The sequence below is a fragment of the Escherichia sp. MR genome, from assembly GCF_005280595.1.
In the GTDB taxonomy this organism is placed as follows: Bacteria; Pseudomonadota; Gammaproteobacteria; order Enterobacterales; family Enterobacteriaceae; genus Escherichia; species Escherichia ruysiae.
The window spans coordinates 1-6,545 of record NZ_SZVK01000094.1; the positions used below are offsets into that span (position 1 = coordinate 1).

Genomic DNA, 6,545 nt, shown 5'->3' on the forward strand with positions numbered 1-6,545 from the left:
GGAACGGTCTGCGTTGTCGGGAAGATACGTGATCTGATCCTTCAACTCAGCAAAAGTTCGATTTATTCAACAAAGCCACGCGGATGCACTGCTGTGTGTACTGTAGAGTCTGGCGGATGTCGACAGGCTCTATTTTTTTATTCATTTTTAGCTCTGTAAATAACCACATTCTCGCCGGGATTGGGTGATGAATGACGAGATCAGTGGTGCCTGGCGGCTATCACGCTGCTGAATCAAATAACAGGTCGCCTACGGTAAAATTTCGCTGACTGGAATTATTCCAGCCTCGATCCATGTGAAGGATTGCCCTCATTTCTTCAGGCTGAAAAATCAAAAAATCGCTTTATGCTACCAGACTGCGACAAACCAGACGCGAAACCAGCTACTTACTCTTTGTTAGTCTTAATCTTTTTGGTGGTATGGCTGCTAATGTTGCTGGCGTGGTATCTTATCGGTCTGCCTATTGGTTCGGGGATTTACCCACGTTTGTCTTAAGCCTTAAGAGAGAACGGATGCTGAGATTACTTGAAGAAAAAATTGCCACGCCACTGGGACCGCTGTGGGTGATCTGCGATGAACAATTTCGTCTGCGGGCGGTTGAATGGGAAGAGTACAGCGAACGCATGGTGCAGCTGCTGGACATCCATTATCGCAAAGAAGGTTATAAGCGCATTTCTGCCACCAACCCAGGTGGTTTAAGCGACAAGCTTCGTGACTATTTCGCCGGGAATCTTAGCATTATTGATACGCTTCCTACCGCCACGGGAGGCACGCCATTTCAGCGCGAAGTCTGGAAGGCACTGCGCACTATCCCCTGCGGGCAGGTAATGCATTACGGTCAACTGGCTGAATATCTGGGTCGACCAGGTGCAGCGCGTGCCGTTGGCGCAGCAAATGGCTCTAATCCGATCAGCATCGTCGTCCCTTGCCACCGGGTTATTGGACGAAACGGCACGATGACAGGATATGCAGGCGGAGTGCAGCGAAAAGAGTGGTTATTGCGCCATGAAGGCTATCTGCTACTGTAAACCTTAAACAATTTGTGCCGATTTTTTCACAGTTTTATGTAAAGTTACCCTTAACAATTTAAAGCTTTTCAAAGGGATAGACATAAATTTACATCTATTATCGGAATTCTCCGCTGTTAAGGTTTGCTTAGACTTACTTGCTCCCTAAAAAGATGTTAAAATTGACAAATATCAATTACGGCTTGAGCAGACCTATGATCCCGGAAAAGCGAATTATACGGCGCATTCAGTCTGGCGGTTGTGCTATCCATTGCCAGGATTGCAGCATCAGTCAGCTTTGCATCCCGTTCACACTCAACGAACATGAGCTTGATCAGCTTGATAATATCATCGAGCGAAAGAAGCCTATTCAGAAAGGCCAGACGCTGTTTAAGGCTGGTGATGAACTTAAATCGCTTTATGCCATCCGCTCCGGTACGATTAAAAGTTATACCATCACAGAGCAAGGCGACGAGCAAATCACTGGCTTCCATTTAGCAGGCGATCTGGTAGGTTTTGACGCTATTGGTAGCGGTCATCACCCGAGTTTCGCCCAGGCGCTGGAAACCTCAATGGTATGTGAAATCCCGTTCGAAACCCTGGACGATCTGTCTGGTAAAATGCCGAATCTGCGTCAGCAGATGATGCGTCTGATGAGCGGTGAAATCAAAGGCGATCAGGACATGATCCTGCTGTTGTCGAAGAAAAATGCAGAAGAACGCCTGGCTGCTTTTATCTACAACCTGTCCCGTCGTTTTGCCCAACGCGGCTTCTCCCCTCGTGAATTCCGCCTGACGATGACTCGTGGCGATATCGGTAACTATCTTGGCCTGACGGTAGAAACCATCAGTCGTCTGCTGGGTCGTTTCCAGAAAAGCGGCATGTTGGCGGTCAAAGGTAAATACATCACCATCGAAAATAACGATGCGCTGGCTCAGCTTGCTGGTCATACGCGCAACGTAGCCTGATTTTTCCGCATAATCGACTATCCTTCTGTCATATCATTAAATTTTTCTGATTTATTGATCTGGCAGAAGGTTCATCACTGTTTCATTCACCAGATATGGGTTAATCTTTTAATTACAAACTGCGTTGACAGTTGTTGTAAGGAGACCCTGTATGGCTATGTATCAGAACATGCTCGTTGTTATCGATCCTAACCAGGACGATCAACCGGCATTACGGCGAGCTGTTTATTTACATCAACGGATTGGTGGCAAAATTAAAGCCTTTTTGCCGATTTATGACTTCTCATACGAAATGACCACCCTGCTCTCCCCGGACGAACGTACCGCGATGCGTCAGGGCGTCATCAGCCAGCGTACTGCCTGGATCCATGAGCAGGCAAAGTATTATCTCAACGCTGGCGTCCCGATTGAAATTAAAGTGGTATGGCATAACCGTCCTTTCGAAGCCATCATTCAGGAAGTGGTTAGCAGTGGGCACGATCTGGTGCTAAAAATGGCGCACCAACATGACCGTCTGGAAGCGGTTATTTTCACCCCTACCGACTGGCACCTGTTACGCAAATGCCCAAGCCCGGTGTGGATGGTGAAAGACCAGCCGTGGCCGGAAGGTGGTAAGGCGCTGGTGGCGGTGAATCTCGCCAGTGAAGAGCCATATCATAATGCGCTCAATGAAAAACTGGTGAAAGAAACGATCGAGCTGGCGGAACAGGTAAATCACACCGAAGTCCATCTGGTTGGCGCCTACCCCGTAACACCTATCAATATTGCCATTGAACTGCCGGAATTTGATCCAAGTGTTTATAACGATGCCATTCGTGGACAACATTTGCTGGCGATGAAAGCCCTGCGGCAGAAATTCGGCATTAATGAAAATATGACGCACGTTGAAAAAGGTCTGCCAGAAGAAGTGATTCCAGATCTGGCCGAACATTTGCAGGCAGGGATTGTCGTTCTTGGCACTGTGGGACGCACCGGTATCTCTGCGGCATTCCTTGGTAATACGGCTGAACAGGTGATTGATCATCTCCGCTGCGATTTGCTGGTGATTAAACCTGACCAGTACCAGACGCCTGTAGAACTGGATGACGAAGAAGACGATTAATTGTTTATCAATTACTTGCAAGGCCCGATATCTCGGGCCTTTCTTTTATTTACTTCTCATCACCACCGAGGAAATAAATTCCCAGCGGGATTGCCAGCAATACAGTAAAGACCAGACTATAAACAAGAATCATCGATGACTGAATCACATACATTGATGTCGTCCAGTCAGAAAGCGGAATATTATATTGTTCGATAACACCGCCGATAGTCGCGCGAGTCACAACTGACGCCGCAATAATGAAAACCGCCAACAGACCAAAGAGAAACTTCTTCCCCTTTGCTGACTTCAGCTTCGCCATGATCATGATGTAATCCTTATGCAGATAAACCCTTTGTTACTTGTGTGTAACAATATCATGACATTTCCTCGTTGTCTGCCCCGAAAGCACGAGATTGTTGTCGTTCAAATCATCAACCCATTGATAAATTCGCTAATGTTGCTACTTCCTTCCCTGTCTATTGATGATATGAATGAATTATCGCGATAAAATACCCCCGCCAGGGGTTTCCGGCATGACATCAATTATCTGGAGGAGCCTGATAAAACAATGATCGCTGAACTGTTTACAAATAATGCGCTTAATCTGGTCATTATTTTCGGTAGCTGCGCAGCATTGATTCTGATGAGCTTTTGGTTTCGTCGTGGAAATCGTAAAAGAAAAGGATTCTTATTCCATGCGGTTCAATTTTTGATCTACACCATAATTATCAGTGCTGTCGGCAGCATCATTAATTATGTTATTGAAAATTACAAACTCAAATTTATCACCCCAGGCGTTATCGATTTTATCTGTACGTCACTGATTGCGCTTATTCTGACGGTTAAGTTATTTCTCCTGATTAATCAGTTTGAAAGGCAACAGATAAAAAAAGGTCGAGATATCACCAGCGCGCGGATTATGTCGCGCATCATCAAAATCAGCATTATCGTGGTGATTGTTCTGCTTTATGGCGAACATTTCGGCATGAGCCTTTCCGGTTTGTTGACCTTTGGTGGTATTGGTGGTCTGGCTGTCGGTATGGCCGGTAAAGATATTCTGAGTAACTTCTTTTCCGGGATTATGCTCTATTTCGATCGCCCCTTTAGTATTGGCGACTGGATCCGTTCACCGGACAGGAATATCGAAGGCACAGTAGCAGAAATTGGCTGGCGTATTACAAAAATCACCACCTTTGATAATCGCCCACTGTACGTACCAAACTCGCTTTTTTCGTCCATTAGCGTAGAAAACCCGGGGCGAATGACCAACCGGCGTATTACTACTACCATTGGTTTACGTTATGAAGATGCCGCAAAAGTTGGGGCTATTGTCGAAGCCGTACGTGAGATGCTGAAAAATCACCCTGCTATCGACCAGCGACAAACCTTACTGGTTTATTTCAACCAGTTTGCCGATTCGTCATTAAATATTATGGTCTATTGCTTTACTAAGACCACGGTCTGGGCCGAATGGCTGGCCGCCCAGCAGGATGTTTATTTGAAGATTATCGATATTGTGCAGTCGCACGGCGCGGATTTTGCGTTCCCCAGCCAGACGCTGTATATGGATAATATTACACCTCCCGAACAGCTTAAATAAAACTCAACAAAACCGGATGACGATAATAATATTCGACATCCGGTTTTATTTATTACCTCAATTTACCGCAGCCAGAGCGACATTATTCTCACCCGCTTTAAACTGGGCATACTGTTCTTCAGTACCAAAGAATACTTCTGACTCTGTGCTGTGACCAATGCCTGGCACCTTTTCGTTTCCTGAATATTGCCAAAGTGTCCAGGGATTACGCCCCTCAAGCTTCACACCAGCTTGTCCCCAATACCCCATCCACACCATATACTGGTCGAACCGACTGTCCATGAAATGGGACAAATTATTATGATTGCCATAAAATATTGGTATTTTATGGTAATTTTTATATATCAGGGCAGCAAAACGTAAAATATCATTCCGTGCATTCACCATTCCCGATTTTTTAAAACAAGCCAGTTGGGTTGTATCTTCACCTTCTGGATTCACCAGTAAAATACCGGGAGGCAACATTTTCGGGTCTTCAGGCAGCAGGCTTTTTGCTGTTTCCAGTTGCGCCTCAGGAGTGCGGCAAAAATCAAATTTAAAATAGCCTCCGCGATCAAATTTTGAATCTGCTAATTGCTTCCAGTGAGCCTTAAACGACGAGTCTGGCCCTCTCCAGCCAACCACTCTCACGTAGACAAAACGCGCAGGTGATTTCTCCTGAAACAATTTCCAGTCGATTTCGCCATCGTTAGACGAGATATCATGGCCACTGATCGGGTAAATATCCGGTGTTTTGAAGATACGGATATCAGGTCGGTTGGGAATTGCACTTACGGGGCCATAAGGAATTTCAATAGGTATTATATCTTTGTTCTTTGGTTCATCTGGCGCAGTAGGCGGTTCTTTAATAGAATATGCGGTCTTATCAACATTCGTAAATTCATCTGCATTCCCGGCTGATAATTGTGTTTTTTTATCCAGATGACTGACCGCAGGATCGTTAATAAAGAAGAATCCACCCGGTCCGGCTGGGTTTTCTGTTGCTCCTATCCAGGCATCACTAAGATGTATTCCTTTCCCTTCCTCGTCCAGTTTTTCATTGATTTTTATATATTGGTCGTTCACATAGATAAACAAACTTAATGTTCGGGTAATGCCCGCGTAGTATTCCTTTTTACCATCAATTTTTACCATATACGATTTCCCGAAGCGTTCGTCGGCAACGCCATCAGCAACTCCTTTTATAAGGGTATCAAAAAATACACTGCCTTTATCTTTTTCCAGGGAATAAACTTCTGTTTTATTATCACCAGCGGCTATCGCATACGCACCTGGTTTACTATACGCGTTTGAATTCCCTGCGCCATCTGTCATGCCAAAAAGACCTGAACCAAAACAAGCATTGACTAAAGTCAAAATATGGAAATAACGCTTTGCCAGAATGTTGAGTTGAGCATTCAAAGCTGGCATTTCATACATGCCTTTTGAACCATCAATATCTGTAGCATTACTCAAAACAAATGCCGGTGCCTTATCAGAATTACCATTTTGAGTGCCAAAACGCCCATGACCTGAATAAGCAATTAACAAGCGAGCTTTCTTATCAAACATCATCCCTCTGGCAGGGAGATATTCTTTCAGAAAATAATTAATGTTATCCAGTGACGCATCCTGATCTGGTATTTTTAACGCATCACTGATTCTGATATCCAGTTTACCAGGAGCCTCAGGCCCATAATGGATAAAAAAACGACAATACTCATCAGGAACCATTGCACCATTTTTACAAATATCATCTGCACGTGCATCTGATATTCCCTGTGATATTCCGGCAACGAATAGCCCCAGAACTGATATACATAAAGTAAGCCGGTAATGACTCCAACTTATTGATAGTGTTTTATGTTCAGATAATGCCCGATGACTTTGTCATGCAGCTCCACCGA

At 44.9% G+C, this 6,545-nt stretch carries 7 protein-coding genes and 2 pseudogenes; 5 read left to right on the top strand and 4 right to left on the bottom strand.

Translation table 11 applies throughout. The annotated features are described in order from the left end of the window. Positions 1-147: 147 nt before the first annotated feature. A pseudogene (locus FC814_RS23355) lies at positions 148-364 on the bottom strand (LysR family transcriptional regulator); the annotation flags it as partial. On the opposite strand from FC814_RS23355, the pseudogene FC814_RS21790 reads away from it, so the two are divergent. The 4 genes and pseudogenes from FC814_RS21790 to uspE all read left to right on the top strand — a co-directional run. Beyond that, a pseudogene (locus FC814_RS21790) lies at positions 364-495 on the top strand (hypothetical protein); the annotation flags it as partial. The pseudogenes FC814_RS23355 and FC814_RS21790 overlap by 1 nt on opposite strands. Before the next feature lie 17 nt (positions 496-512). After that, positions 513-1,028, top strand: a complete 516-nt coding sequence (ogt, locus tag FC814_RS21795; protein ID WP_000945016.1) for a methylated-DNA--[protein]-cysteine S-methyltransferase — start codon at positions 513-515, stop codon at positions 1,026-1,028. A 194-nt stretch (positions 1,029-1,222) separates the two neighbouring features. Then, the gene (gene fnr, locus FC814_RS21800; protein WP_000611911.1) at positions 1,223-1,975 is read left to right on the top strand and encodes a fumarate/nitrate reduction transcriptional regulator Fnr; all 753 of its coding nucleotides are present in this window, start codon (positions 1,223-1,225) and stop codon (positions 1,973-1,975) included. A gap of 151 nt (positions 1,976-2,126) precedes the next feature. Beyond that, positions 2,127-3,077 (top strand): universal stress protein UspE, encoded by a 951-nt coding sequence (gene uspE, locus FC814_RS21805; protein ID WP_001262134.1) that lies wholly within the window; start codon positions 2,127-2,129, stop codon positions 3,075-3,077. A gap of 49 nt (positions 3,078-3,126) precedes the next feature. Here the strand turns inward: uspE and FC814_RS21810 are convergent, their stop codons facing one another. Further along, the gene (locus FC814_RS21810; RefSeq protein ID WP_000605087.1) at positions 3,127-3,384 is read right to left on the bottom strand and encodes a DUF2534 family protein; all 258 of its coding nucleotides are present in this window, start codon (positions 3,382-3,384) and stop codon (positions 3,127-3,129) included. A 243-nt stretch (positions 3,385-3,627) separates the two neighbouring features. Here FC814_RS21810 and ynaI point away from each other — a divergent pair, with 243 nt between their 5' ends. After that, entirely contained in the window at positions 3,628-4,659 is a 1,032-nt protein-coding gene (gene ynaI, locus FC814_RS21815; protein WP_000559884.1) for a low conductance mechanosensitive channel YnaI, read from the top strand. 57 nt (positions 4,660-4,716) lie between these two features. Here ynaI and FC814_RS21820 read toward each other — a convergent pair whose 3' ends face one another. Continuing rightward, a complete protein-coding gene (locus FC814_RS21820) occupies positions 4,717-6,372 on the bottom strand; it encodes a glycoside hydrolase family 25 protein (RefSeq protein ID WP_137326460.1) in 1,656 nt (551 codons plus the stop codon). 113 nt (positions 6,373-6,485) lie between these two features. Then, on the bottom strand, positions 6,486-6,545 hold a 60-nt coding region (locus FC814_RS23765), incomplete at its 5' end, for an IS1 family transposase (protein WP_071528444.1).